Source organism: Microbacterium sp. Y356, assembly GCF_059445355.1.
Genome location: NZ_JCAIUE010000003.1, coordinates 1 through 24,535 on the forward strand (window position 1 = coordinate 1; position 24,535 = coordinate 24,535).

At 64.6% G+C, this 24,535-nt stretch carries 23 protein-coding genes, 1 tRNA gene and 2 pseudogenes; 22 read left to right on the plus strand and 4 right to left on the minus strand.

What is annotated here, in order from left to right; translation table 11 throughout:
* Positions 1 to 113 precede the first annotated feature (113 nt).
* The 17 genes from AC1C2Q_RS15610 to AC1C2Q_RS15690 all read left to right on the plus strand — a co-directional run bounded on the left by AC1C2Q_RS15610 (position 114) and on the right by AC1C2Q_RS15690 (position 17,382).
* Positions 114 to 1,739 (plus strand): primosomal protein, encoded by a 1,626-nt coding sequence (locus AC1C2Q_RS15610; RefSeq protein ID WP_495450856.1) that lies wholly within the window; start codon positions 114 to 116, stop codon positions 1,737 to 1,739.
* Positions 1,740 to 2,771 carry an HAD-IIA family hydrolase gene (locus tag AC1C2Q_RS15615; RefSeq protein WP_495450857.1) on the plus strand — a complete coding sequence of 344 codons (1,032 nt, stop codon included), beginning with the start codon at positions 1,740 to 1,742 and terminating at the stop codon, positions 2,769 to 2,771.
* Positions 2,772 to 2,816: 45 nt separating this feature from the next.
* Positions 2,817 to 2,999 (plus strand): hypothetical protein, encoded by a 183-nt coding sequence (locus tag AC1C2Q_RS15620; protein WP_495432220.1) that lies wholly within the window; start codon positions 2,817 to 2,819, stop codon positions 2,997 to 2,999.
* On the plus strand, positions 2,996 to 3,793 hold the full coding sequence (locus tag AC1C2Q_RS15625) for a TlyA family RNA methyltransferase (protein WP_495450858.1): 798 nt from the start codon (positions 2,996 to 2,998) through the stop codon (positions 3,791 to 3,793). Before AC1C2Q_RS15620 ends, AC1C2Q_RS15625 begins: the two co-directional genes overlap by 4 nt.
* Positions 3,790 to 4,713, plus strand: a complete 924-nt coding sequence (locus AC1C2Q_RS15630) for an NAD kinase (protein WP_495432217.1) — start codon at positions 3,790 to 3,792, stop codon at positions 4,711 to 4,713. The genes AC1C2Q_RS15625 and AC1C2Q_RS15630 overlap by 4 nt, the downstream gene beginning before the upstream one ends.
* Positions 4,710 to 6,392, plus strand: a complete 1,683-nt coding sequence (gene recN / locus AC1C2Q_RS15635) for a DNA repair protein RecN (RefSeq protein WP_495450860.1) — start codon at positions 4,710 to 4,712, stop codon at positions 6,390 to 6,392. Before AC1C2Q_RS15630 ends, recN begins: the two co-directional genes overlap by 4 nt.
* 26 nt (positions 6,393 to 6,418) lie before the next feature.
* The gene (gene pyrG, locus AC1C2Q_RS15640) at positions 6,419 to 8,116 is read left to right on the plus strand and encodes a CTP synthase (protein WP_495450861.1); all 1,698 of its coding nucleotides are present in this window, start codon (positions 6,419 to 6,421) and stop codon (positions 8,114 to 8,116) included.
* Entirely contained in the window at positions 8,109 to 8,678 is a 570-nt protein-coding gene (locus AC1C2Q_RS15645; RefSeq protein ID WP_495450862.1) for an NUDIX domain-containing protein, read from the plus strand. The genes pyrG and AC1C2Q_RS15645 overlap by 8 nt, the downstream gene beginning before the upstream one ends.
* Before the next feature lie 2 nt (positions 8,679 to 8,680).
* Positions 8,681 to 9,583: a site-specific tyrosine recombinase XerD gene (gene xerD / locus AC1C2Q_RS15650; RefSeq protein WP_495432214.1), complete on the plus strand. Its 903-nt coding sequence runs from the start codon at positions 8,681 to 8,683 to the stop codon at positions 9,581 to 9,583.
* Positions 9,584 to 9,823: 240 nt separating this feature from the next.
* A complete protein-coding gene (locus AC1C2Q_RS15655; protein WP_495451118.1) occupies positions 9,824 to 10,657 on the plus strand; it encodes a ParA family protein in 834 nt (277 codons plus the stop codon).
* Complete coding sequence (locus AC1C2Q_RS15660; RefSeq protein WP_495450863.1) at positions 10,641 to 11,477, plus strand: segregation and condensation protein A; 837 nt, start codon at positions 10,641 to 10,643, stop codon at positions 11,475 to 11,477. Before AC1C2Q_RS15655 ends, AC1C2Q_RS15660 begins: the two co-directional genes overlap by 17 nt.
* Positions 11,467 to 12,036 carry an SMC-Scp complex subunit ScpB gene (gene scpB, locus AC1C2Q_RS15665; protein ID WP_495432213.1) on the plus strand — a complete coding sequence of 190 codons (570 nt, stop codon included), beginning with the start codon at positions 11,467 to 11,469 and terminating at the stop codon, positions 12,034 to 12,036. The genes AC1C2Q_RS15660 and scpB overlap by 11 nt, the downstream gene beginning before the upstream one ends.
* A complete protein-coding gene (locus AC1C2Q_RS15670; RefSeq protein ID WP_495450864.1) occupies positions 12,033 to 12,872 on the plus strand; it encodes a pseudouridine synthase in 840 nt (279 codons plus the stop codon). Before scpB ends, AC1C2Q_RS15670 begins: the two co-directional genes overlap by 4 nt.
* Complete coding sequence (locus AC1C2Q_RS15675; RefSeq protein ID WP_495450865.1) at positions 12,869 to 13,993, plus strand: prephenate dehydrogenase; 1,125 nt, start codon at positions 12,869 to 12,871, stop codon at positions 13,991 to 13,993. The genes AC1C2Q_RS15670 and AC1C2Q_RS15675 overlap by 4 nt, the downstream gene beginning before the upstream one ends.
* Positions 13,986 to 14,687, plus strand: coding sequence for a (d)CMP kinase (gene cmk / locus AC1C2Q_RS15680; protein WP_495450866.1), 702 nt, complete (start codon positions 13,986 to 13,988; stop codon positions 14,685 to 14,687). The genes AC1C2Q_RS15675 and cmk overlap by 8 nt, the downstream gene beginning before the upstream one ends.
* On the plus strand, positions 14,677 to 16,200 hold the full coding sequence (gene der / locus AC1C2Q_RS15685; RefSeq protein WP_495432208.1) for a ribosome biogenesis GTPase Der: 1,524 nt from the start codon (positions 14,677 to 14,679) through the stop codon (positions 16,198 to 16,200). Before cmk ends, der begins: the two co-directional genes overlap by 11 nt.
* 108 nt (positions 16,201 to 16,308) lie before the next feature.
* Entirely contained in the window at positions 16,309 to 17,382 is a 1,074-nt protein-coding gene (locus tag AC1C2Q_RS15690; protein ID WP_495450867.1) for a Glu/Leu/Phe/Val dehydrogenase family protein, read from the plus strand.
* Here the strand turns inward: AC1C2Q_RS15690 and AC1C2Q_RS15695 are convergent.
* Entirely contained in the window at positions 17,379 to 17,936 is a 558-nt protein-coding gene (locus AC1C2Q_RS15695) for a nucleosidase (protein WP_495450868.1), read from the minus strand. The two genes, AC1C2Q_RS15690 and AC1C2Q_RS15695, sit on opposite strands and share 4 nt — an antisense overlap.
* An 80-nt stretch (positions 17,937 to 18,016) precedes the next feature.
* On the opposite strand from AC1C2Q_RS15695, the pseudogene AC1C2Q_RS15700 reads away from it, so the two are divergent.
* Positions 18,017 to 18,508 (plus strand): annotated as a pseudogene (locus AC1C2Q_RS15700) (NUDIX domain-containing protein); the annotation flags it as partial.
* Between the two features lie 6 nt (positions 18,509 to 18,514).
* On the opposite strand, the gene AC1C2Q_RS15705 reads toward AC1C2Q_RS15700, so the two are convergent.
* From AC1C2Q_RS15705 to AC1C2Q_RS15715, 3 genes are read right to left on the minus strand one after another with little or no spacing between them, the layout of a single operon-like run.
* Positions 18,515 to 18,883: an RNA-binding S4 domain-containing protein gene (locus AC1C2Q_RS15705; protein WP_439285441.1), complete on the minus strand. Its 369-nt coding sequence runs from the start codon at positions 18,881 to 18,883 to the stop codon at positions 18,515 to 18,517.
* Positions 18,880 to 19,551 (minus strand): lysoplasmalogenase family protein, encoded by a 672-nt coding sequence (locus AC1C2Q_RS15710; RefSeq protein WP_495450869.1) that lies wholly within the window; start codon positions 19,549 to 19,551, stop codon positions 18,880 to 18,882. The genes AC1C2Q_RS15705 and AC1C2Q_RS15710 overlap by 4 nt, the downstream gene beginning before the upstream one ends.
* Positions 19,552 to 19,574: 23 nt before the next feature.
* Positions 19,575 to 20,159, minus strand: a complete 585-nt coding sequence (locus tag AC1C2Q_RS15715) for a GNAT family N-acetyltransferase (protein WP_495450870.1) — start codon at positions 20,157 to 20,159, stop codon at positions 19,575 to 19,577.
* A 196-nt stretch (positions 20,160 to 20,355) separates the two neighbouring features.
* Between AC1C2Q_RS15715 and AC1C2Q_RS15720 the strand changes: the two genes are divergently transcribed.
* From AC1C2Q_RS15720 to dcm, 4 genes and pseudogenes are all read left to right on the plus strand, one after another.
* Positions 20,356 to 20,429 (plus strand) — tRNA-Pro (locus AC1C2Q_RS15720).
* Positions 20,430 to 20,597: 168 nt separating this feature from the next.
* A pseudogene (locus tag AC1C2Q_RS15725) lies at positions 20,598 to 22,621 on the plus strand (ATP-dependent DNA helicase); the annotation flags it as partial.
* 183 nt (positions 22,622 to 22,804) lie between these two features.
* On the plus strand, positions 22,805 to 23,344 hold the full coding sequence (locus tag AC1C2Q_RS15730; protein WP_495450871.1) for a hypothetical protein: 540 nt from the start codon (positions 22,805 to 22,807) through the stop codon (positions 23,342 to 23,344).
* Positions 23,341 to 24,510 carry a DNA (cytosine-5-)-methyltransferase gene (gene dcm / locus AC1C2Q_RS15735; protein WP_495450872.1) on the plus strand — a complete coding sequence of 390 codons (1,170 nt, stop codon included), beginning with the start codon at positions 23,341 to 23,343 and terminating at the stop codon, positions 24,508 to 24,510. Before AC1C2Q_RS15730 ends, dcm begins: the two co-directional genes overlap by 4 nt.
* Positions 24,511 to 24,535 lie beyond the last annotated feature (25 nt).

The following is a 24,535-nucleotide window of genomic DNA, read 5'->3' on the forward strand; positions in this document are numbered from 1 at the left end:
CAGGGGGGACCCTGTGGGAGAGTAGGACACCGCCGGACTTCTTTTAGACAAAATGGCCACCCAACGCTGGGTGGCCATTTTGCGTTTTACAGGAAGTTGAGAGAATCAGGACCATGCCGAACGAGGATGAGCGTCGACCACGACGCGACGACAGCTCCAATGCCCGACGCGACGACCGTCAGGGCCGTCCTCCGCGCACTGATCGCCCAGCTTCTTCTTCCCGTGACGGCGCCCCGCGTCGTGACGGGGGAAGCCAGAACCGTGACGGCGCCCCGCGTCGTGATGGTGCTGCGCCTCGCCGTGAGGGCGGCTATCAGGGCAACCGCGATGGCGGCGCTCCGCGTCGCGAGGGCGGATACCAAGGTAACCGTGACGGTGGCGCTCCGCGTCGCGAGGGCGGATACCAGGGCAACCGTGACGGTGCTGCTCCGCGTCGCGAGGGCGGATACCAGGGCAACCGTGACGGTGGCGCTCCGCGTCGCGAGGGCGGATACCAAGGTAACCGTGACGGTGGCGCTCCGCGTCGCGAGGGCGGATACCAAGGTAACCGTGACGGTGGCGCTCCGCGCCGCGAGGGCGGATACCAGGGCAACCGTGACGGTGGCGCTCCGCGCCGCGAGGGCGGATACCAGGGCAACCGTGACGGTGGCGCTCCGCGCCGCGAGGGCGGATACCAGGGCAACCGTGATGGCGGCGCTCCGCGCCGCGAAGGCGGATACCAAGGTAACCGTGATGGTGCTGCTCCGCGTAGTGGGGGTGGATACCAGGGCCGTGACGGCGCTCCGCGCCGCGATGACCGCAGCGGCAGCAGCAGTGCCGGGCGTGGATTCCCGCAACGTGCTGGTGCCGGACGCGAGCGTCCCGACCGTCAGGCCGATGACCGTCCTCGCTTCAACGACCCGCTGGTGCCAGACGAGGTCACCCCAGATGATCTGCACACTTCGGCACGCAACGAGCTGAAGACGCTGAGCAAAGAGAACGCTGAGCAGGTCGCGCGTCACCTTGCAATGGCCGCGCGCCTGATCGAAGAGGACCCAGCGCTTGCTCATGAGCATGCCTTGGCTGCATCCCGTCGAGCCGGTCGCATCGCGATCGTGCGCGAGTCGCTCGGCATCACTGCCTATGCGACTGGCGATTTTGCCCTGGCGCTTCGTGAGCTGCGTACGTACCGTCGCATCTCCGGCAAGGACGATCAGATCGCGCTCATGGTCGACAGTGAGCGCGGCATCGGCCGCCCCGATCGCGCGCTTGAGACCGGTCGCGCTGCTGATCGTTCAAAGCTTGCCACTCCCGTCCGCGTCGCGCTTGCGATCGCGATGTCCGGTGCTCGTCTTGATCAGGGAGAGACCGAGCTCGCACTCGGCGAGCTTCAGATCCCCGAGCTCAATCCTGACCGCGCCTTCGAATGGAGCCCGGCTCTGTTCGGCGCGCACGCTGCTGTTCTGGAAGACCTCGGACGAGACGATGAGGCGGCTTTCTGGATCGAGCGCGCAGACGTCGCGGCAGATGCTCTCGGCCTGGGTGACGACGACGAGATGATCGTTGAGGATGGCCTGATCGAAGGGGAGTTCCCTGACGATGAGATCGTCGACGCTCCGGCTCCCCCCGTTGAAGACGAATCTGTTGAAGACGAGTCTGTTGAAGACGAGTCTGTTGAAGACGAGTCTGTTGAAGACGAGTCTGTTGAAGACGAGTCTGTTGAAGACGAATCCGTCGAGGCGCCGAAGGCGGATTCCTGAGTGGGTCTCTTCTCCAAATCGCGCCCGACTCCGCTTGATGGTGTCGACGTTGTCCTCGCTGATCTTGATGGAGTCGTCTACGCCGGCCCAGGCGCACTTCCGCACGCCGTTGAAAGCCTGAACCAGGTCGCAGACAGTCGTCGGGTTGGCTACATCACGAACAACGCTTCTCGCACCGACGCGTCGGTTGCTGAGCACCTCACGTCCCTTGGTCTGACGGTCGTGGCGAATGATGTCGTGACCAGCCCCCAGGCTGCGATGCGTTTGCTCGCGTCCATACTCCCTGCGCCGGCAACCCTGCTGATCGTCGGGGGAGAAGGCCTTGTGGTCGAGGCAGAGAAGGCTGGCTACACCGTCACACGCAGTGCCGAGGATGCCCCGGATGCTGTCGTGCAGGGCTTCGCGCCTGAGGTGGCCTGGACCGACCTGGCAGAGGCCGCTTTCGCGCTCCAAATTCCGGAAGAAGAAGGCGGCATCCCCTGGATCGCCACCAACAGCGACTGGACGATTCCGCGTGAGCGCGGTGTCGCGCCAGGCAATGGCACGCTCGTCTCCGCGGTTCACACCGCTGTGGGTCGTCTCGCGACCGTTGCCGGGAAGCCTGAGATCCCCATCTTCGAAGAGGCGATCGCGCGGTTCGGAGCGACCAAGACTCTTTTCATCGGCGACAGGCTCGATACCGACATCTTGGGTGCGGCACGCGTCGGCATCGATTCGGTGCTCGTGTTCACTGGTATTGACCGGCCGAAGCATGTACTCGCGGCTCCTGAGGGATCCCGTCCGACCTTCATCCTGAGCGACCTCCGCGAACTGCATCAGCCCTACCCGCAGACGCAGCGCAAGGATGGCGCGGTCACTGTCAACGGCGCATCCGTTCGGGTCGTTGGTGGAGACGTCGAGATTCTCGCTGAAGGTACGCGCCAGATCGATCTCGTCCGTGCCGGGGCGATCGCGATCTGGGAATCGGGCACTCCGGTGTTCGTGCTCAACGTTCCGGAGAAGCTCTACGAAGATCCGTTCCATCGTCCGTGAGTGCGCCTCGCCAGTCATGTCGTTAGCGACCCGTAAAGTGGAATCGTGAGCGATGACAACACGGCAGCGCCGACCGATGGCCTGTGGAGTCGACTGCGTCTGATCGAGGGGCAGCCGCTGGCTGCGCGCGCGGATGCGTACTCGACGGTCCACGACGAGCTCTTCCGCCGACTCGAGAGCGGCACGAAGCCCGACTCCCGAGAGAAGATCGCGTCGGGAGACCGGTGACTCGCCTCGACGCTGCCCTCGCCTCACGAGGACTGTCACGCTCACGCACGCACGCTGCCACAATGATCGCGGCCGGGCTGGTGAGGGTCGACGGCCGACAGATCATCAAGGCATCGGCGGCCGTCAGCGATGACGCCGTGATCACTGTGGTCGAGACCGACCACTACGTCAGCCGCGGCGCGCACAAACTCGTTGCCGCCCTTGACGGTTTCGACGTGAAAGTCGAGCGTCGACTGGCCCTCGATATGGGCGCGTCCACTGGCGGGTTCACGCAGGTTCTCCGAGAACGTGGCGCTCGCAAGGTGCTGGCGGTCGACGTCGGGCACGATCAACTCGCGGCATCCATCGCGGGTGACCCCGGCGTTGTGAGCGTCGAGGGATTCAACGTGCGCTATATGACGCGCGAGAACTTGGCAGAGGCCACCGGCGAGACTGACGCACCTGACCTTGTCGTCGGCGATCTCTCCTTCATCTCGCTCGAGCTGATCCTCCCCGCGGTCGCAGCTGTCGCTGCATCCAACGCTGACGTCGTGTTGCTGGTGAAGCCGCAATTCGAGGTCGGCCGCACCGCTGTCCGCGGCGGACTGGTCACCGACCCCGCCACACGCGCAGATGCGGTTGCCCGAGTGGTGTGGAACGGCTGGGATGCCGGACTCGGCATGCTGGGGATCATCGCATCACCGATTCTCGGCACCCACGGCAACGCAGAATTCCTCGTCCACATGGCGCCCGCTCGAGGCAGCAATCCGACAGAATGGACGGAACGCATCAACGAGCTGGCAGGAGGCCGATGAACGAGCGAAACATCCTGGTCGTCGCCCACGCCGGCCGGGACGATACAGTCGCCGCTGCCCGTCGCGTCATCGATTTGCTGCGTGGCGCCGGTGCCCGTCCGGTGCTCTCTGCTGACGATAGAGCAGAGCTCGCAGCAGTCGATCGCTTCTTTGCTGACGTCGACACGCTGGGTGATGTCGTCACCGTTGATGACCTAGAGCTGGCTATCGTGCTGGGCGGTGACGGAACTATTCTGCGCGCGGCTGAGCTTGTTCGCGGCACGAACAGCGCGCCTGTGCTGGGCATCAACATGGGCCACGTCGGCTTTCTCGCCGAGATCGAACGCGACGCCATGGACGACGCGGTGCATCGCGTGATCGCCCGCGATTACGACGTCGAAGAGCGGCTCGCGCTCGCGGTGCGTGTGAAGGATGCCGAAGGCTCGGTCGTCTTCGAGACGTGGGCACTTAATGAGGCCACCATCGAGAAGGCGAGTCGCGAACGCATGATCGAAGTCGTCGTCGAAATCGACGGCCGACCACTGTCGACCTTCGGCTGCGATGGCATGGTGATCTCCACTCCCACCGGGTCGACGGCCTACAACTTCTCCGCCGGCGGCCCCATCATCTGGCCGAGCGTTGAAGCCATCTCGGTGATCCCGCTGTCTGCGCACGCACTGTTCGCTCGTCCGCTCGTCGTCAGCCCTGACGCCTCCGTCGCGATCGAGATGCTCGAGCGCACCGACGGATCCGGCATCCTGTGGTGCGACGGCCGTCGCTCTCATGAACTTCCTCCCGGCGCGCGTGTCGTGGTGCGTCGTTCTTCACGTCCGGTTCGCCTCGCAAGGCTCCACCACGCTGCTTTCACCGACCGTCTCGTGCGCAAATTTCAGCTGCCTGTGGCTGGCTGGCGCGGACAGGCCGGGGGAGCGCCGGCGTGATCGAGGAGATGCGGATGCAGGGACTCGGCGTCATCGCAGACGCTGTATTACCCCTCGGCCCCGGATTCACGGCGATCACCGGTGAGACCGGTGCGGGTAAAACCATGGTCGTCACTGGCCTCGGACTTCTGCTCGGCCAGCGTGCCGACTCGGGCGCCGTGCGCGCGGGCGCCTCCCAGGCATCCGCTGCAGGCGTGTGGATCGTGCCCACGGAGGGACGAGTAGCCGACATCGTCACAGATGCCGGCGGAGAATTGGAGCCTCTCGGCAACGGCCGTGGCGAACTGTATGTCTCTCGCACGCTGAACGCCGAGGGTCGCAGCAGAGCCAGCGTCGGTGGACGCGCGGCGCCTGCTGGCGTGTTGGCCGCCCTCGCCGATGAACTCGTCGTCGTGCACGGCCAATCTGAGCAACTGCGCCTGCGCTCCACAGCCGCTCAACGTGAGGCCCTCGACCGCTTCGGCGGCGAACCGATCGCCTCGGCAGTGAGCGCATACTCGGCAGCGTTCACACTCTGGCGCGAGTTGGACACAGCGATCGCCGAGATCACCGAGAATCGCGATCGTCGCGCCGAAGAAGCTGATCGACTCCGTGAAGCACTGACGCTGATCGAAGCGACCGCGCCGGAGCCGGGAGAGGACGCCGTGCTCGCGGAGCGCGCCGAGCGGCTCTCCAATTCAGAAGAGCTGCGGCTCGCGGCATCCCTTGCCCGTAATTCTCTCTCCAGCGAAGAGGGCGAAGCCGACGCATCCGCGCTCGTGGCGGAGGCCAGGCGTAACCTTGAGCGCGTCGCAGATCCGGCTCTCGCCGAGATCGCTGAGCAGATCGCTGATGTCGGCTATCGCGTCTCGGATCTCGCGCTCCAGCTTTCCGCGTATCTCGCCGATCTCGATGAGACCGGCCCTCACGAACTCGCCGCCGTTGAAGAACGCCGCGCGGCTCTCACCACGCTGATCCGCGCGCACGGATCGTTGGATGAGGCCCTCAATATCTGGCAGACCGGATCCACGCGTTTGGCAGAGCTCGACGACGACGGCGACCGCCTCGAGCGATTGCACGCAGAGCGTGACGCGGCCAGGCAGACGCTCGACGACGCTGCAGGCATCCTGACGGCGGCTCGTACCGAAGCCGCCACCAGGCTGGGTAGCGCCGTCACCGAAGAGCTGCACGCTCTCGCGATGCCGGATGCCAGGCTCGAAGTCTCCGTACGTGAAGGGGCGGCGAACGCACACGGACGTGACGATGTCGCGATCCTGCTGGCACCGCACCCTGGCGCCGAACCGCGATCAGTGGCAAAGAGTGCGTCCGGCGGCGAGCTCTCGCGTGTGATGCTCGCAGTCGAAGTCGTGATCGCTGGCACAGACCCGGTTCCGACCTTCGTGTTCGACGAAGTGGATGCCGGAATCGGCGGCGCCGCCGCGATCGAAGTCGGACGACGACTCGCCCGACTTGCCGAGACATCTCAAGTGATTGCTGTGACTCATCTGGCGCAGGTTGCCGCCTTCGCCACGAACCATCTTTCTGTCGTGAAATCCAATGATGGCGCGGTAACTGCGTCAAGCGTCCGGCGTCTGGAGGGCAGCGATCGCGAGGCAGAGATGGCGCGACTGCTGTCGGGACTCACTGATTCGGATGCCGCCCTCACCCATGCCCGAGAACTTCTCAGCCTTAGTGCCTGAGCAAACTGTTAGGATTTAAGCCCGTGATGAACTCTTCTGGCGCGGGGCCTAAAAACGACACAACCAAGCACATCTTTGTGACTGGCGGTGTCGTTTCGTCTTTGGGCAAGGGGCTCACTGCAGCCAGCCTGGGAAACCTTCTCACCGCGCGCGGTCTGCGCGTCGTGATGCAGAAGCTCGACCCGTATCTGAACGTCGATCCAGGCACCATGAATCCGTTCCAGCACGGTGAGGTGTTCGTCACCGACGATGGTGCAGAGACAGACCTCGACATCGGGCACTACGAGCGTTTCCTCGACATCAACCTGTCTGAGGCTGCCAACGTGACCACCGGTCAGATCTATTCGCAGGTCATCGCGAGGGAGCGCCGAGGAGAGTACCTCGGCGACACAGTGCAGGTCATCCCGCACATCACCGATGAGATCAAACGCCGCATGCGTCTGCAGGCCGATGAGACGCCGAAGCCGGATGTCATCATCACTGAGGTCGGCGGCACTGTCGGCGACATCGAATCGCAGCCGTTCCTGGAGGCAGCGCGTCAGCTGCGCCACGAACTCGGCCGTGACAGCGTGTTCTTCGTGCATGTCTCGCTGGTCCCGTTCATGGGGGCCTCCGGCGAGCAGAAGACCAAGCCGACGCAGCACTCCGTCGCAGCTCTTCGCCAGGTCGGCATCCAGCCGGACGCCCTCGTGCTGCGCAGCGACCGCCCCGTCAGCGTGAGCAACCGCAACAAGATCGCGCTGATGTGCGATGTCGAGGTCGAAGCCGTCATCAACACGGTCGATCTGCCCAGCATCTACGACATCCCGTCGACGCTCAACGACCAGGGTCTCGACTCGTACATCGCACGTCGGCTCGGGCTCGACTCCAAGGCCGCACCCGAGGTTGACTGGTCGCGGTGGCAGAAGGTTCTGCACGCCGTGCACAACCCGAAGCACGAGGTCACGATCGGTCTCGTCGGCAAGTACATCGACCTGCCGGACGCGTACCTGTCGGTGACCGAGGCCCTCAAGGCCGGCGGCTTCGCGCAGGAGACCAAGGTCAACATTCGCTGGATTCCCTCCGACTCCTGTGAGACGCCAGAAGGTGCCGCGAGGGCGTTGAGCACCGTCGATGGCATCTGCATTCCCGGCGGCTTCGGCATCCGCGGTATCGAGGGCAAGCTCGGCGCGCTGAAGTTCGCTCGCGAACAGGGCATCCCCACCCTTGGCCTGTGCCTTGGGCTGCAGTGCATGGTCATCGAGTACGCCCGCAACATGGCAGACATCGTCGGTGCCTCCTCGACCGAGTTCGACCCGGAGACGGCCGAGCCGGTCATTGCGACCATGGCAGAGCAGGTCGACATCATCGACGGCGGCGACCTGGGCGGCACCATGCGCCTCGGGCTCTACCAGGCAACACTCGCCGAGGGATCTCTGGCCGCCGAGGTATACGGCAGCACCGAGGCCTCCGAGCGTCACCGTCACCGCTACGAGGTCAACAACGCCTATCGTGCGCGTCTGACCGATGCCGGTCTTGTGTTCTCGGGTCTCAACCCCGAGCTCGATCTCGTCGAGTATGTCGAGCTGCCGCGTGATGTGCACCCGTACTACATCGCCACGCAGGCACACCCGGAGTTGCGCTCGCGTCCGACTGCCCCGCATCCGCTGTTCCGTGGTCTGATCGGTGCCGCGATCGAGCGTCACCGCTCGAGCGAGTTGTTCGACGTCTCGGCCGATGACTGACGAACTGCGCGACGAACCACTGAACCCGGAGATCATCTCCAGCGAGGTTGCGTTCAAGGGCGCCGTTTGGGATGTCCGCTCCGACCGGTTTAGCTACGGCGATGCGGAGATCGTTCGGCACTACGTTGATCACACCGGTGCCGTGGCGATCGTCGCGCTCGACGAGGAAGACCGGGTGCTGCTGATCCAGCAGTACCGGCATCCGATTCGCTCTCGCGACTGGGAGCTGCCGGCCGGCCTTCTCGACATCGAAGGGGAAGAGCCGGTGATCGCCGCGCAGCGCGAGCTGGCGGAGGAAACTGACCTCGTCGCGGCCGACTGGCAGCCGCTGCTGTCGACGTATACGACGCCGGGTGGCAGCAACGAGATCGTGCATTTCTTCCTCGCGACGGGGCTGTCCGCAGCGCCGGGAACGCATGCGCGCGAGGATGAGGAAGCAGACATCCGTGTCGAGTGGGTGCCGTTAGCGGATGCCGCCGCCGCAGTGCTCGACGGGCGGATGCGTAACGCGTTGCTGGCGAATGGCGTGCTCGCTGCGACGCTCAGGCAATCCGGAGCGTAGCCATGCGGCTGGACCGCGCGATCGACGCGTACATCCGGCATGTCACGATCGAGCGCGGGCTTTCTGAGCACACGGTCAGCGCGTATCGCCGTGATCTGGACGTGTATCTGTCGTGGCTGACAGATGTCGGAGTCGATGACACCACGGCAGTCAGCGGCGCGATCATCCGTCGCTTCATCTCGGACCGCTCTGCGATCATCCCCGCGCCAGCGGCGACGAGTCTCGCGCGGCTGCAGTCCTCGGTGCGAGGGCTGCACAGGTTTCTCGTGCGGGAGGGGATTGAGCTCGAAGATCCGAGCGGCCGGCTCCGTCCACCGAAGGCTCCGCAGCGGCTCCCGAAGGCGATCACGATCGACCAGGTGGAGAGGCTTCTTGCTGCGCCGTCCGCTGACGAGCCCCTCGGCATCCGTGACCGGGCACTGCTCGAGCTGCTCTACGCGACCGGTGCGCGTGTCTCGGAGGCTGTCGGCCTGGACGTCGACGACCTCGCGCACGGGGATGTAGTTCGTCTTCGAGGCAAAGGATCCAAGGAGCGCATCGTGCCGGTGGGTTCGTTCGCGCGGGATGCGGTTGATACCTACTTGACGCGGGTGCGACCGGGGCTTGCGGCCAAGGGGAGGGCTTCGGCGAGGCTGTTCCTCGGCGCGCGCGGCGCACCGCTGTCGCGGCAGAGTGCGTGGCTGATCATCCGTTCGGCAGCCGAGCGCGCCCAGATCACTGTTGAGGTGTCGCCGCACACCTTGCGACACTCTTTCGCGACGCATCTATTGCAGGGTGGTGCGGACGTGCGCGTCGTGCAGGAGCTGCTCGGACACGCATCAGTGGCGACGACCCAGATCTACACACACGTGTCGGTAGATACCCTGCGCGACATCTACGCGACGTCACACCCCCGAGCCCGGTAGCGCCCTCATCCTCGCCTCCCTCGCCTCGTTGCGCGTGGGCGCTTGTGGCTCATTTTCCGCGAGAAGCCGAGCCACAACTACCCACTCGCAAGATGGGGGAAAGGGGGGAACTCGGGGCGGCAACGAGGACAACGGGCACCGGGTCGCTAGAATTGAGCAATTACGAGGGAAGCAGGAGATTCGGTGGGTCAGAACGTGGCGAAGTCCAAGGGTAAGACGTCTAACGACGGCGATACCCCGATGGGACCCACTGGGCGCCCCTACCACGGCTTCGATACCCCCGCGCCGCTGAAATCGCACGGCCCCGCACGCATTATCGCGCTGTGCAATCAGAAGGGCGGCGTCGGTAAGACCACGACGACGATCAACCTCGCAGCAGCCCTGGCTGAGTACGGGCGCAAGGTGCTCGCTGTCGACTTCGACCCGCAGGGTGCACTCTCCGCCGGGCTCGGTATCGCCACGCACGACGTGCCGACGATCTACGACCTGCTGCTGGACACCAAGCGTGACGCGCATGACGTGATTGTCCATTCGGCGACGCCAGGGCTCGATGTCCTTCCCGCGAACATCGACCTGTCAGCCGCCGAGGTGCACCTGGTCAACGAGGTCGCTCGTGAAACCATCCTCGCTCGCGTGCTGCGTCAGGTCGCCGGAGAGTACGACGTCATCCTGATCGACTGCCAGCCCTCTCTCGGGCTGCTGACCGTGAACGCGCTGACGGCGAGCCACGGCGTACTCATCCCGCTGGAGTGCGAGTTCTTCGCCCTGCGTGGCGTGGCACTCCTCATCGAGACGATCGAGAAGGTACGCGACCGACTGAACCCCGGGATCACCCTCGACGGGCTTCTCGCCACCATGTACGACGCCCGCACGCTGCACTCCCGCGAAGTGCTGGAACGGGTCGTGGAGACATTTGGGGATGACGTGTTGGAAACGGTGATCGGACGCACTGTGAAGTTCCCCGATGCGTCGGTGTCGGGTGTTCCGATCACCGAGTTCGCGCCGGAGCATGCCGCCGCCCAGGCGTATCTGCGACTGGCGCGGGAGCTGGTCGCCCGTGGTGCCGTCGCATAGCTCTGAGTCAACTGAGCCATCTGAGTCATCTGACCCGGTCGAAGGGTTCCGCGTTTCGCTGTCGAACTTCGACGGGCCATTCGATCTGCTGCTGAACCTCATCTCCAAGCACGAGATGGACATCACCGAGGTGTCGCTGAGCGCAGTCACGAACGAGTTCATCGCGTATCTGCGGGAGCTGGATTCGGACGAAGAGCTGGATCAGGCATCCGAGTTCCTTGTCGTCGCGGTGACCCTGCTCGATATGAAGGTGGCAGGTCTCCTTCCTCAGGGCGAGCTCGTCGACGCGGAAGCGGTCGCCCTGCTCGAAGCACGCGATCTGCTGTTCGCCCGGCTGCTGCAGTACCGCGCCTTCAAAGAGGTCTCGACGTGGTTCTCACGTTGCCTACAGCGCGAAGACCGCCGTCACGTCCGTGCCGTGCGCCTCGATGAGAAGCACCGCAAACAGGCACCAGAGCTGGTCTGGACGCTCAATGTCGATGATTTCGCAGCGCTGGCGATGCTCGCGTTCGCGCCCAAGGAGCTCCCCAGCGTCGGCCTCGATCACCTGCATGCGCCACTGGTCAGCATCCGGGAGCAGGCTGCGATCGTCGTGACGCTGCTGCGGGGCACTGAGTCAGTGACCTTCCGCGAACTCGTCGCCGGCGCCAACGAGCCCGGCATCGTCGTCGCACGATTCATCTCAGTGCTTGAGCTTTATCGACACTCAGCACTCTCCTTCGAACAACTGGAACCGCTCGGCGAGCTGACGCTTCGTTGGGCAGCCGACTCCTGGTCGGACGAGACACTCGCGAGCCTGGGGGCCGACTATGACCGATGACTCTCTCCCGCTGACCGAGAAGCTCGAGGCGATTCTGCTGATCATCGACGAACCGCTCGGCCTCATCGCTCTCGCTGCAGCCGTCGGTGCGCCAGTGCCTGCTGTGCGGCAGACGATCGAGACGCTTGTGAATGACTACGACGGCAACGGCAAGGGGCCGCGTCGGGGTTTCGAACTGCGTGAGGTCGGTGGCGGCTGGCGGCTGTACGTTCGTGATGACCACGACGCCCTCGTCGCCGATTTCGTCGGTGGGCAGGCGCCGGCGCGGCTGTCGCAGGCTGCACTCGAGACCCTTGCCGTGATCGCCTACAAGCAGCCGGTCACACGCAGCCAAGTGGCATCCATCCGCGCGGTGAATGTCGACTCGGTGGTGCGGACGCTGCTGGCACGAGGCCTGATCACTGAACTTTTCGCCGACTCAGAGACCGGCGCGATCAACTACGGTACGACCGATGCACTGCTGCAGAATCTCGGCATCAACTCGCTTGACGAGTTGCCGCCGATTTCGCCGCTGCTTGCTGACGGTGCCGACGGATTTGAAGAAGGAAGTATCCGATGAATGACACTCAGTTCCCCACACCCACCCCAGACAGCGGCGATGCGCCGGAAGGCGTACGCCTGCAGAAGGTGCTTGCCGCAGCCGGTGTGGCATCGCGGCGAGTGGTCGAGCAGTACATCGTCGAGGGGCGCATCCGCGTCAACGGCAAGGTCGTCGAGGAACTCGGTCGCCGCATCGACCCTGAGACCGACCTGGTCGACGTCGATGGCACCGCGGTCCAGCTGGACGTCTCGAAGCGCTACGTCATGCTGAACAAGCCCACCGGCGTCGTCAGCACGATGAGCGATGAGAACGGCCGGCCTGACCTCCGCCAGTTCACAGACGACTGGGAAGAGCGGCTGTACAACGTCGGTCGTCTGGATGCCGAGACGAGCGGCCTGCTCATTCTGACGAACGATGGCGATCTCGCGCATGTGCTGGCGCATCCCTCATTCGGTGTCACCAAGGTCTACATCGCAAAGGTCGAGGGCGTGGTCACCGCGCAGGTCATCGCGCAGCTCACCAAGGGAATCGAGCTCGACGACGGCCCGATCAAGGCCGACAAGGCGCGCCTGCTGGACTCGTCGAAAGGCGCAGTGAGCGGCCGCGGAGCGTCGAGCCTGGTAGAGCTCACGCTGCACTCCGGCCGCAACCGCATCGTTCGAAGGATGCTCGCCGCAGTCGGGCACCCGGTCACCGAGCTCGTCCGCCGACAGTTCGGCCCGCTCCACCTGGGAACTCTCCCTGCGGGGAAGACCCGGGAACTGACTAAAATCGAACGTGGTGCGCTTTTGACTCTCTCGCGCCATGATTCCCCCGCGGACGCCACGCCGGGAGACGCCCAGGAGAACCAGTGAGCGAAACCGCCAGAACGAATGGCAGCGGCAATGCGCCGCGGCTTTCGGGGACGGTTCGCATAGTTGGCGCCGGCCTTCTTGGCGCGAGCATTGGCCACGCTTTGACGGCCAAGGGCATCGACGTGGTTCTCTCCGACACGTCGCCTGCGCAGCTGCGTCTCGCGATCGACTATGGCGCCGGACGTGCCGCGCGCGAGGATGACGCGCCTGCGCTGATCGTCGTATCCGTACCGCCGGATGTCACTGCCGCTGTGATCGAGGCCGAGCTCACCCAATACCCGGATTCCGTTGTCACCGATGTCGCGAGCGTGAAGCTCGAGCCGTTCCGTGCGCTCAAAGACCGCGGCGTCGACATCACCCGTTACATCGGTTCGCACCCGCTCGCCGGTCGCGAGCGCGGGGGAGCGATCTCCGCACGCGCAGACCTGTTCATCGGTCGCCCGTGGGTCGTCTGCCGTGACGAGGAGACTCGCACCGCTGACCTTGCTCTGGTGGAGGCATTGGCGCTTGACGTCGGTGCGATGCCGCTGGAGATGACGCCCGAAGAACACGACCGCTCGGTCGCGCTCACCTCGCACGTGCCGCAGGTCGTTGCGAGTCTGCTGGCGGCGCGTCTTGCGACGGCCGACGAAGACGCCCTCCGCCTCGCGGGCCAGGGTGTGCGCGACACCACGCGGATCGCAGCATCCGCTCCGGAACTCTGGGTTCAGATTCTCAGCGCCAATGCGCGCCCAGTGGTTGAAGTGCTCGACGCGCTCGCGGCAGACCTGCGCACCGTATCGGACGCGCTCCGTGAGCCGGGAGCGCCGGGCGCCAGGCGTGCTGTCGCGGAGACGATTCGCCAGGGCAACGACGGCGTCGAGCGGCTGCCGGGCAAGCACGGGCAGAACCGAAAGTTTGATCAGTTGGTCGTCATGATCGACGACACTGCCGGCCAGCTCGGCCGCCTGTTCGGCGAGCTGGGCGAGCTGGGTGTGAACGTGGAAGATCTGCGCCTTGAGCATTCACCAGGCGCGCAGTTCGGCCTCGCGGAGATCAGCGTGGTACCGGCAGCGCTGCTCGGCGCGATCGAGGGACTACAGGAGCGCGGATGGCGGATTGCGGGGGCGACCAATGATTGATGCAGCCCAGACTGATGCAGCGAAGTTCATCGCGATCGATGGCCCGGCTGGCTCTGGTAAGTCCAGCGTTTCCAAGGCTGTGGCTCGCTCGCGCGGCTACGGCTACCTCGACACCGGCGCTGCCTACCGCGCGCTCGCCTGGTACGTGCTCGATCGCGGTGCCGGGACAGACGATGCCGAGGCGGTTCTCGCCGCGGCATCCGAATTCGATCTTCGTTTGGGTCTCGACCCAGACGACCGTACCGTCGCCATCGGCGACAGCGACATCACCGAGGCGATCCGCGAGCCGCGCGTCTCCGGCGCCGTCAGCGGCGTCGCGCGGGTTCCTGCCGTACGTGAACAGGTGAACATCTTCTTCCGCTCGCTGGTGGCGGCCTCGCCGTACCCCGCGGTCGTCGTTGAAGGACGCGATATCACCACGGTGGTCGCCCCAGACGCGCCGGTGCGGATTCTACTCACAGCTGCCCCTGAGGTGCGGGCTGCCAGACGAGCTGGCGAACTCGCCAGCGAGAATGCCGCTGCTGTGGCAGAAGCGCTGCACAAGCGTGACGCCTCGGACAGTGCTGTCGTCGACTTCCTGAACGCCGCGGAAGGCGTTGAGGTCGTTGACTCGACGGACCTCGATTTCCCACAAACCATCGACGCCGTACTCTCGGTGATCGAACGAAAGCAAGGAGCGGAAAATGCCCGCTGACGAAGAATACGAGGGCGGTCCCGACCGCCTCGCCGAGAAGATGGCGGAGCTCGACGAGCAACTCGCCGAACAGCGCGCGGAGGCCCTGCGTGCTGGTCTCGCCGACTACGACCTGGACGACGAGGATGCCATACTTCTGGCTGGCATCACGCAGGGAGAGGGTGGGATCGAATTCCTGCCTGCGCTCCCTGTCGTCGCTATCGTCGGCCGCCCGAACGTGGGCAAGTCTGCGCTGGTGAACCGCATCCTCGGCCGTCGTGAGGCCGTCGTGGAGGACACCCCGGGTGTGACCCGCGACCGCGTGACGTACAAGGCGGAGTGGAACGACCGCCGGTTCTCGCTGGTAGACACCGGCGGGTGGGAACCAGACGCGAAGGGCATCGACCTCTCGGTCGCTGCGCAGGCAGAGGTCGCGATCGACCTGTGCGACATCGTGCTGTTCGTCGTAGACGCGATGGTGGGGGCAACCTCCACCGACGAGCACGTCGTCAAGCTGCTTCGCAAGAGCGGCAAGCCGGTGTTCCTCGTAGCCAACAAGATTGACGACGCCCGCCAGGAACCGGAGATCGCGACTCTCTGGAGCCTCGGACTCGGCCAGCCGTACCCGACCTCGGCCGTTCACGGCCGTGGCGTTGCCGACCTGCTTGACGCCGTGCTCGAGAAGCTGCCCACCATTTCGGCCGTCGCGAAGTACGAGATCGGCGGCCCACGTCGCGTCGCGATCCTCGGACGTCCGAATGTCGGTAAGTCCTCGCTGCTGAACAAGGCGGCCGGTGAAGAGCGCGTCGTCGTCAACGAGCTCGCCGGCACTACCCGTGACCCGGTGGATGAGGTCGTTGAGCTCGGCGGCAAGCTGTGGCGTCTCGTCGACACCGCCGGCATCCGCCGCCGCGTGCACCTGCAGCAGGGCGCGGACTTCTACGCCTCGCTGCGCACCTCCGCTGCGCTGGAGAAGGCAGAAGTTGCCGTCGTCGTGCTCGACGTCTCTGAGACGATCAGCGAGCAGGACATTCGCATCATCGACCTCGTCCTCGAATCTGGACGCGCGCTCGTTCTGGCGTTCAACAAGTGGGATCGCCTGACCGACGATGACATGGAGAACGAGGATCGTCGCCGTTACCTCGAACGTGAGATCGAGCAGGACCTCGCCCACGTCACCTGGGCTCCGCGGGTAAACATCTCGGCCAAGACCGGTCGTCATTTCGACAAGCTGGTTCCGGCGCTGGAAACGGCGCTGGAGAACTGGGATCGCCGTATCCCGACCGGCAAGTTCAACGCGTTCCTGGCTGAGCTGATTGCTGAGCACCCGCACCCGCTGCGCGGAGGCAAGCAGCCGCGCATCCTGTTCGGTACACAGGCATCGACGCGTCCGCCGACATTCGTGCTGTTCACGACCGGCTTCCTGGACCCCGGCTACCGCCGGTTCATCCAGCGCCGTCTCCGCGAGGTATACGAGTTCGAAGGCACGCCGCTCGTCATCAACATGCGTGTGCGGGAGAAGCGTCAGCACTAATGGCTGACGGTTGCCTAACGGCTGACTGAGTGGTGCAATAGAAGGTGGATGCTGCGACAACGCGGCATCCACCTTCTGTGCCCACAAGGCCCGCCGAAAGAGGATGCAATGATGCACACCCTGCCCCTGCCTGAGTTCACCCACGAACGTGTGGAGGTGATCACCGGTCGGCGCAGCGGCCTCTTCATTGCTGTCGCCCTGCATTCGTCTGTGCTCGGCTCTGCGCTCGGCGGTGCGCGGCTGTGGACCTACCCGCACTGGAGCGATGCGCTGGGTGATGCTCTGCGCCTTTCTGCGGCGATGACGCTGAAGAATGCGACGGCCGGTCTGGATGCCGGTGGTGGCAAGGCCGTCATCGGACTCGAACTCGGCACCGTTCTGGATGTTGAGCGGCGTCGCGATGCGTTCCTCGATCTTGGCGACGCGGTCGAATCGTTCGGCGGTCTTTATCGGACGGCTGAAGACGTCGGTTCGACGACCGAAGACATGGCGGTGGTCAGCGAGCGCACCGCACACGTGGTCGGTCTTCCGGACACCGTCGGGGGGTCGGGTGAGCCGGCTGGGCCCACGAGCCTTGGTGTCTACGAGTCGCTGCGCGCCGTGTTGGAGCGTGTCAACGGAACGGCCGATGTCGCGGGCCGCCGGATCACGATCTCGGGTCTCGGTCAGGTCGGAGGGCGCCTCGCCGTTCGGCTCTCCGCCGAAGGTGCCGTCTTGACGGTCACGGATGTGAACCCCGCGCGTATGCATCTCGCCGCCGAGCTGGGGGCGCGATGGGTGGAACCGGGTACGGAGCACCTCGTGCCGGCTGACGTGTTCGTGCCTGCCGGAATCGGCGGGCTGCTGACGGATGGCGTCATCGATGCGCTCGACACTTCAGCGGTCTGCGGGCCCGCAAACAATCCGCTCGCTTCTCACAGCGGTGCGGATCGGCTGGCATCGCGCGGAATTCTGTATGCCCCGGACTTCGTCGTCAACGCCGGCGGGGTCATCTATCTCGATCATGTGGCGAAGCAACTCGGCACCCGCGCGGAGATCATGGATCGCGTGGCGCAGATCGGCGATACGGTGCGGACGATTCTCGCGGATGCTGCTGAGCGTGACATCACACCGCTCGCCGCGGCAGAGGAACTCGCCGCTACGCGCTTGCGCGCCGGGGCTGCGGCGCCAGTGCCAGGCTAGACGCCGTATTCCTCGCGGAATCGGTCGCGCAGCTGGTGGCTGCACGCCGTGACCGCGTCGTTCCAGGTGGTGTTCGCGTCGTCCTGCGCCCGGTCGGAGACTGCCTTCCAGATGCGGATCGGCACGCCGAACTGGGCCGCGACCCAGGCGTATGCGTAGGACTCCATATCGACGAGCTTGCCGCCGAGGCCGAGGATCAACGCCGCGGTCTCGGCGTCGTCGATGAAGCTGTCGCCGGTAGCGATGACGGCGTCGCCTTCGCTGAGGGTGATCTGTTGGGGCATCGACACATGCTGGCCCCGAACGCCCTCTTCGTCGACGACGTCGTGCTGGAAGGTCGCGTTGATGTCGTACACACCTGCGTTTAATTCAGGATCGAGGGCGCCCGCAGTGCCGACCACGAGGATTTCCTCGTATGCGCCGGCATCGAGCACGCGAGTCAGGCCGTAGGTGGCTTTGAGCTTTCCGGGCCCCGTCACCAGGCGGTCGAACCCGTCCAGAGGGTCGGAGAAGGCGACGAGTTCGGATTCGAGAGCGGCGACGAGAAGTTTCACGGTTCCATTCTTTCAGAACCGCGTTACGTCACTTGTCGGACGGTGCGCCGATATGACGAATGCTGTGAAAAGCTGAAGGGGTGACGATAGTGCCTCCTGCATCTGGTGAACCGCGACGCCCCGAGGGCCCGCGCGATCCCGGCGATGCCTGGGTTGTCGCCGATACGGGGGAGCGGTACTGGGGTCGCTTTGGTGCGGCGGGTCTGCTGGCGGTGGATGCCGATCGTGGCATATTGCTGCAGCACCGCGTGAGCTGGAGTCATTTCGGAGGAACTTGGGGCCTGCCGGGTGGTGCCTTGCACCAGGGTGAGTCGGCGATCGATGGAGCGCTGCGTGAGGCGACCGAGGAGGCCGGCGTTCCGGAAGGCGCCGTGCTGCCGCGGTTCACAAGCGTGCTGGATCTGAAGATCTGGTCGTATACGACAGTCGTCGCTGACGTGGTCACGCCGTTCGAACCGGTGATCAGCGACCCGGAGAGCGTGGCGCTGGAGTGGGTTCCGGTAGACGAGGTCGCTGACCGGCCGCTGCATCCGGGGTTCGCTGATGCGTGGCCGCGCTTGCGCGACCAGCTGGGCTGATCAGTCTTCGTCGCGTCCGCGTAGCTTGTCGATGTCTCGGCGTTCGCGTTTGGTCGGTCTGCCCGCGCCGCGATCACGGAGGCCGAGAGCAGCCTGCGGTTCGCGTGGGGGAGTGCGTTCGTCGTAGGCGAGTGCGGCGACCGGTGCGCCGACGCGTTTCACGAGGGTCTTGCGCACGAAGAGGATGCGGTCGAAGCCGCTGATGCGTACGCGCAGCTCATCGCCCGGCTTCACGGTCTGCGCGGCCTTGACCTTGTCGCCATTGACGCGCACATGCCCAGCGCGACATGCGGTGGTGGCGGCGGAGCGGGTCTTGTAGACGCGGATGGCCCAGAGCCAGCTATCCACCCGCACCGGAGCATCCGTCATGTCGTTCTCCTTGCTCGTATCGTCACCAGTGCTCCGGCGACGATGAGTCCTTGACCGAGCGTATAGGTGAGCATCACGAGAGGGCTGGTCCACTCAGGCATGGCGTCAGGGATAAAGAGGCGAAATGCAAGAATCGTGTCGCTGGTGAGAAAGAAGATTCCGCCCCAGATCACGAGCGGGTGGCAGCGGGTGGAAAATGCCGCGGTGCCGCCGAGGACGACTCCATAGGCGGCGACAGCGATCAGCAGCGGGCCGGTGTGTGGTCCAAGGACGGCGATCATGGCGATCCACCAGGCGGCGTAGACGAGCGCCCACCATGGCATCCGTCGTACGCGTATCATCCTGGCGAAAAGCACGATGTATGCGATGTGCGCGAGGCCGAAGAACAGCAGCATGAGGGGCAATTCGGGGCCACCGGGGAAGAATGTTCCGGCGCCATCGCCGATCCATGAGAGCGCCACTGCCACGAGAAGGAGAGCGATCGCACTTGACGGGCGAAGTCGCAGTGAGACCAGCACTGGGAGCGTGAGTAGCGGCATCAACCAAAGTTTGGTCGGGGCGGCGAGGTCGCTTTGCAGAGCGAGTGCCGTGACATGCACGATCGACATGACGATGTATGGAGCGAACGACCACGGCAGGGATGTTCGACGGAAGGTGCGGCGCTGCATCCCTCCATCGTAGATCGGCGTCGTCAGCTTTTGAGACTGAGGGTCACCAGTGGGCGACCCGGTTTCGTGCTGGGAACCTCGGTGAATCCGGCCGTGAGGAACGTTGATAGTGCGCCATGGTACAAATCGTTGACGCGGACCTCGGTGGTGGTGGTGTCGATCGGATAGCCCTCGACGACGCGAGCACCAGCCGCACGGGCGAACTCTACGCCCGCCTTCAGTAGTGCGGCGTTCAGGCCTTGGCCGCGGTGTTCTTTTCTGACGACGAAGCAGGTGACGGCCCAAACCGTGTCGTCATCGAGAGGTTCGCGCGTGGTCGTGACGATGTTGCGGGTGCGGGCGAGGCGCCGCTGCGCGGGGCGTGGCCCGATGCGAATCCACCCGGCCGCCTCGCCGTCGACGTATGCGACAAGCCCGGGAGGAGGGCCTGTGGCGATCTCGTGCTGGAACAGCGCCGTGCGTTGATCGAGCGTTGTGTCTTGCCAGTCTTTGTTCGTGAGCACCGGCCAGACGCACTGGCAGCTGCGACCGTCGCCACCTCCGGTCAATGCGTGCTGGATATCGTCCCAAGTCTCTGGACTAGCGAGCGCGGTTGTGATCTGTGGCATGCAGGGCAGGCTACGCCGGGAGTGGGACACGGGCAATAGGCCGGTTCGCGAAGGCGTCGCCGTGCGGCTAAGATAGTGGAGTTGCCTCCGCGTGAGCGAAAGACAACGGGCTGTGGCGCAGCTTGGTAGCGCACCTGACTGGGGTTAAATGGGTTAGCCCATCCTGGGCGGCCCAAACAACTGAATATTTTTGCCACGGGCTGTGGCGCAGCTTGGTAGCGCACCTGACTGGGGGTCAGGGGGTCGCAGGTTCAAATCCTGTCAGCCCGACAGAAAAACCCTGATGAGAAGCTATTTTCATCAGGGTTTTGTTGTTTCCGCGGTCGGTTTTTCTGGTCAAGCTCTCGGCGGGGTAGCGCTGCGGATACCGGAACTCGCCGCGAAGCCCTCCCTGTGGATAAGGGGATCAAAAGGGGACCAGAACCGCTGCCAGCTGAACTCCTCGCCGCCGAAGACCGGCTCCTCGAGCGCACCCGCACCACCGCAGCGCCGACCGTGCCTATCGACGTCGTTGAGAAGGTGACCACCCGCCCCGACCGTGAAGGACGACTCCTTGGCGAGGATCAGGCCGCAGCGCTCGCAGGGGTGGCCGTGTCCGGTCGAGTAATCGATGTGCTGGTCGGCCCCGCTGGGGCCGCGAAGACAACGGCCATGCGAGCACTCCGCACCGCGTGGGAGCGTGAGCACGGCCGCGGTAGCGTCGTCGGGCTCGCCTCTTCGGCGGTCGCGGCGCAGGTCCTCGCGGACGACGGCACAACCTTCCGGAAGGGTCAGCTGGTCATCATCGACGAAGCCTCCCTCGCCGGCACCCTTTCCCTCGACCGCATCACGGCCCTGGCCGAGCAAGCCGAAGCGAAGGTGCTGCTGGTGGGGGACTGGGCGCAACTCCAATCCGTTGCCGCCGGCGGCGCGTTCTCCCTGCGCGTCCACGACCGCGAAGATGCCCCCGAACTGGTCGACGTGCACCGGTTCGTAATGAATGGGAGAAGACCGCCTCCCTCGACCTGCGCCACGGCCGCACCGAAGCGATCGACACCTACACCGACCACGACCGCATCACCGGCGGCGATACCGAGACGATGATCGACACCGCTTACACCGCCTGGCGCACAGACGCCCTCGCCGGGATCGCGACCTTGCTCATCGCCGACTCGAACGAATCCGTCCATGCCTTGAACCAGCGCGCCCGCGCAGACCTGATCCTCGATGGCACCGTGAATGCACTCCGCGAAGTCGAACTCCACGACACCTCCCGAGCCTCCATCGGCGACACGATCCTCACTCGCCGCAACGACCGGCGCCTGCGTTCCGGTCGGGGGTGGGTGCGTAACGGCGACCGCTGGACGGTCACCGACGTGCACGACGACGGCTCCCTCACCGTTCGCCGTGCCGGCACGCGTCGTGGTGGGGCGGTGGTGTTGCCGGCCGGGTATGTGGCTGAGCATGTCGATCTCGGATACGCAGTCACCGCATACCGGGCTCAAGGCATCACGACCGACACCGCCCACGTACTCGCCAATGTGACCACCTCAAGGGAGAACCTGTACGTCGCGATGACCCGCGGACGCCACGCGAACTTCGTCTACGTCGCCACCGACCAACCCGACGGCTCCCACAACGGCCCGCACCCCACCGACAACCCCGATGTAACAGCACGGACCGTGCTCTACGGAGTCCTGCAACACGTCGGCGCGGAACTCTCCGCATACGAGACGATCACCGCCGAGCAAGAGGCGTGGGGCTCGGTGGCACAGCTCGCGGCCGAGTACGAGACGATCGCGCAAGCCGCCCAACACGACCGCTGGGCAACCCTCATCCGCGAGTCCGGGCTTACCCCGGACGAAGCAGAAGACGCAATCCGATCCGACACTTTCGGGGCGCTTGCCGCGGAGCCCCGGCGTGCGGAAGCCAACCACTATGACGTTGATGCGCTTCTCCCGCGCCTTCCTACAGCACGAGGGTTCGGCGACGCGGATGACATTGCCGCAGTCCTTCACCATCGCCTCCCACGCACCACCACCCGCCCGGCCGGGGCATGGCGTAGTCGTAAGGCTCCCCGTTTGATCGCGGGCCTGATCCCCGAGGCAACCGGTCCGATGACAGTCGAGATGCACAAGGCGCTCTCCGAGCGACGAGGACTGATTCGACAGCGTGCCGATGCAGTCCTTGACCAAGCTCTCTTGGAGAGACAGGACTGGGTGCTGTCGGTTGGCGGAGAACCTGCTGAGATGGATGCCGCCGTGTCGTGGCGGCGTCAGGCGCGAACGATCGCGGCGTACCGCGACCGCTACGACATCACCGGGAACGAGCCACTCGGCGCGGCACCAGACGGCGACGCGCAAAAGATCGCCGCCGCACGAGCCAGCGCCGCGCTAGTGAGGATCAAGAGCATCAACACTCAGTCGACCGAGGAGGCAACGCCACCCTCACCGAGGCGCATGGGCACTGGCCGCGTGCTGTGAGCTCGACCGAGATGCGGATCGGGCACTTCCGAATGTCCGGAGTCCGATTTACAGTGGACTGTGTAAGCAAGGCGGCTTTCAAAATGTGTGTCGCCGTCGCCCCGAGCGTGACGGCATGATCGCCCGATTCGGGCAGTCCTTCAAGGTTCTTTGTCGCCAGACCCTTTGGAGACGACTGCCGTCATGATCCGCCAACTCTGGACAGTCAGCATCCACGTCCGTGGTTTCCTGCGCCGTTACATGCCCACCAACATCCTCCTCGATGCGATCCGCACGAGGCGAGGACTCAGGTGGGGTGTGCCGGCGATGCTCCTCGCCGTGCCCTACCTCCTGGCCGCGAGTATCTGCACCAACCTCATCGCTGACGGTGGCCCCGGATGGCTCAACCTTCTCGTACTCATCTTCCTGTGGAACATGATGAAGTTCGTTGTTGGGGGAGCCGTCAGCGTCGCCCTGCTCGCGAGGGCACGGCTGCGGGAGTGCAACGCCCGCCGACACGCTGACGTGGCCCCCGGGGCACAGAATGGGACATATAGCCGAACGCGATCGAGCGGGGCGACAAACTCTCGCAAGGGCTGGGTGTCGGTCGCTCCGACTATCTTGGGGCCGGGCCCAGGAGGCCGAGACGCCAATCGGCGTGGCCCGCAGCGCGTCCCAACAGTCGTCGATACGCTAGACCTTGACCATAATGTGATCGAGCACCCCAAGGAACCACGCCAATGACCGACCAGACCTACCGCATGGGCGAGCTCTTCAGCGGCCCCGGCGGCATGGCTCTAGGGGCACGGCTCGCTGCACAAGCCCTCGACGGCGTCACTCTCCGAAACGCATGGGCGAATGACTACGACCAAGACACGTGCAAGACCTATCTTCGAAATATCCTCGTTCCTGAGTACGATGACGGCGCGAAATTGGTCGAGTCCGCAACGGCACTCCCGGCAGACGGCGGAGGCGTCGTCCACCAAAATGTTCACGATCTCGATATCGATGCACTCGGCGAAATCGACGGATTCGCGTTCGGTTTTCCCTGTAATGACTACAGCCTCGTCGGTGAATGGAAGGGCTTACACGGAGAATACGGCCCGCTCTATACATATGGGGTGAAGGTTCTCGCGTCGAAGAAGCCCAAATGGTTCGTCGCTGAAAATGTGTCCGGCCTTCGCGGAGCAAACGAGGGTAAAGCATTCAAGCAAATCTTGGAGCACCTTCAGAATCCTGAAGACGGACTTCGATACCGACTCGTCCCGCACCTCTATTCGTTCGACGAGTACGGCGTTCCACAGCGTCGGCAACGAATCGTTATCGTCGGAATCCGCGAGGATCTTGACGTTGATTTTCGAGTTCCGTCACCGGAGATCTACGCGGACGTGGACGTCACCGCGAAGTCCGCACTCACTGTTCCGCCGATCGCGCTGAACGCCTCGAACCACGAGATTGCGCGGCTGTCGGCTCAAGTTGTCGAACGTCTCAGTTTTCTGCGCCCCGGTGAGCACGCATTCTCACCACGAGCGCTTCAAGAGATGCCAAAGCGGCTCCACATCAATACCCGCACGACGATCAGTACAACATATAAGCGGCTTGAAGCGGACAAGCCGTCGTACACCGTTACCGGTGGGGGCGGCGGCGGATCGTACATCTATCACTGGATTCTCGACCGCGCGCTGACGAACCGGGAGAGGGCGCGCCTCCAGGCCTTCCCCGATGACTTTGTGTTCGAAGGACTCAAAGAGAGCGTGCGGAAGCAGGTCGGTATGGCCGTTCCGGTGCAGGGTGCCACGGCCATCTTTACTGCACTGTTCAAATCTTTCGCCGGAATTCCCTACCCTTCCATCGAGCCGAATATCGAGTTTGAGAACGCTTTTGCGCTGGAACAGACCCAGGCGGCGTAGTTGAAGCGCGAATCGAGGAGACAAG

Bases quoted from the DNA above. Each gene is read 5' to 3' on its own strand.
- pyrG (WP_495450861.1), top strand. From the start codon at position 6,419: ATGAACTCTTCTGGCGCGGGGCCTAAAAACGACACAACCAAGCACATC.
- der (WP_495432208.1), top strand. From the start codon at position 14,677: ATGCCCGCTGACGAAGAATACGAGGGCGGTCCCGACCGCCTCGCCGAG.
- AC1C2Q_RS15645 (WP_495450862.1), top strand. From the start codon at position 8,109: ATGACTGACGAACTGCGCGACGAACCACTGAACCCGGAGATCATCTCC.
- xerD (WP_495432214.1), top strand. From the start codon at position 8,681: ATGCGGCTGGACCGCGCGATCGACGCGTACATCCGGCATGTCACGATC.
- cmk (WP_495450866.1), top strand. From the start codon at position 13,986: ATGATTGATGCAGCCCAGACTGATGCAGCGAAGTTCATCGCGATCGAT.
- AC1C2Q_RS15655 (WP_495451118.1), top strand. From the start codon at position 9,824: ATGGGACCCACTGGGCGCCCCTACCACGGCTTCGATACCCCCGCGCCG.
- AC1C2Q_RS15715 (WP_495450870.1), bottom strand. From the start codon at position 20,159: ATGCCACAGATCACAACCGCGCTCGCTAGTCCAGAGACTTGGGACGAT.
- dcm (WP_495450872.1), top strand. From the start codon at position 23,341: ATGACCGACCAGACCTACCGCATGGGCGAGCTCTTCAGCGGCCCCGGC.
- AC1C2Q_RS15710 (WP_495450869.1), bottom strand. From the start codon at position 19,551: ATGCAGCGCCGCACCTTCCGTCGAACATCCCTGCCGTGGTCGTTCGCT.
- AC1C2Q_RS15690 (WP_495450867.1), top strand. From the start codon at position 16,309: ATGATGCACACCCTGCCCCTGCCTGAGTTCACCCACGAACGTGTGGAG.
- AC1C2Q_RS15730 (WP_495450871.1), top strand. From the start codon at position 22,805: ATGATCCGCCAACTCTGGACAGTCAGCATCCACGTCCGTGGTTTCCTG.
- AC1C2Q_RS15610 (WP_495450856.1), top strand. From the start codon at position 114: ATGCCGAACGAGGATGAGCGTCGACCACGACGCGACGACAGCTCCAAT.
- AC1C2Q_RS15670 (WP_495450864.1), top strand. From the start codon at position 12,033: ATGAATGACACTCAGTTCCCCACACCCACCCCAGACAGCGGCGATGCG.
- scpB (WP_495432213.1), top strand. From the start codon at position 11,467: ATGACCGATGACTCTCTCCCGCTGACCGAGAAGCTCGAGGCGATTCTG.
- AC1C2Q_RS15630 (WP_495432217.1), top strand. From the start codon at position 3,790: ATGAACGAGCGAAACATCCTGGTCGTCGCCCACGCCGGCCGGGACGAT.
- AC1C2Q_RS15705 (WP_439285441.1), bottom strand. From the start codon at position 18,883: ATGACGGATGCTCCGGTGCGGGTGGATAGCTGGCTCTGGGCCATCCGC.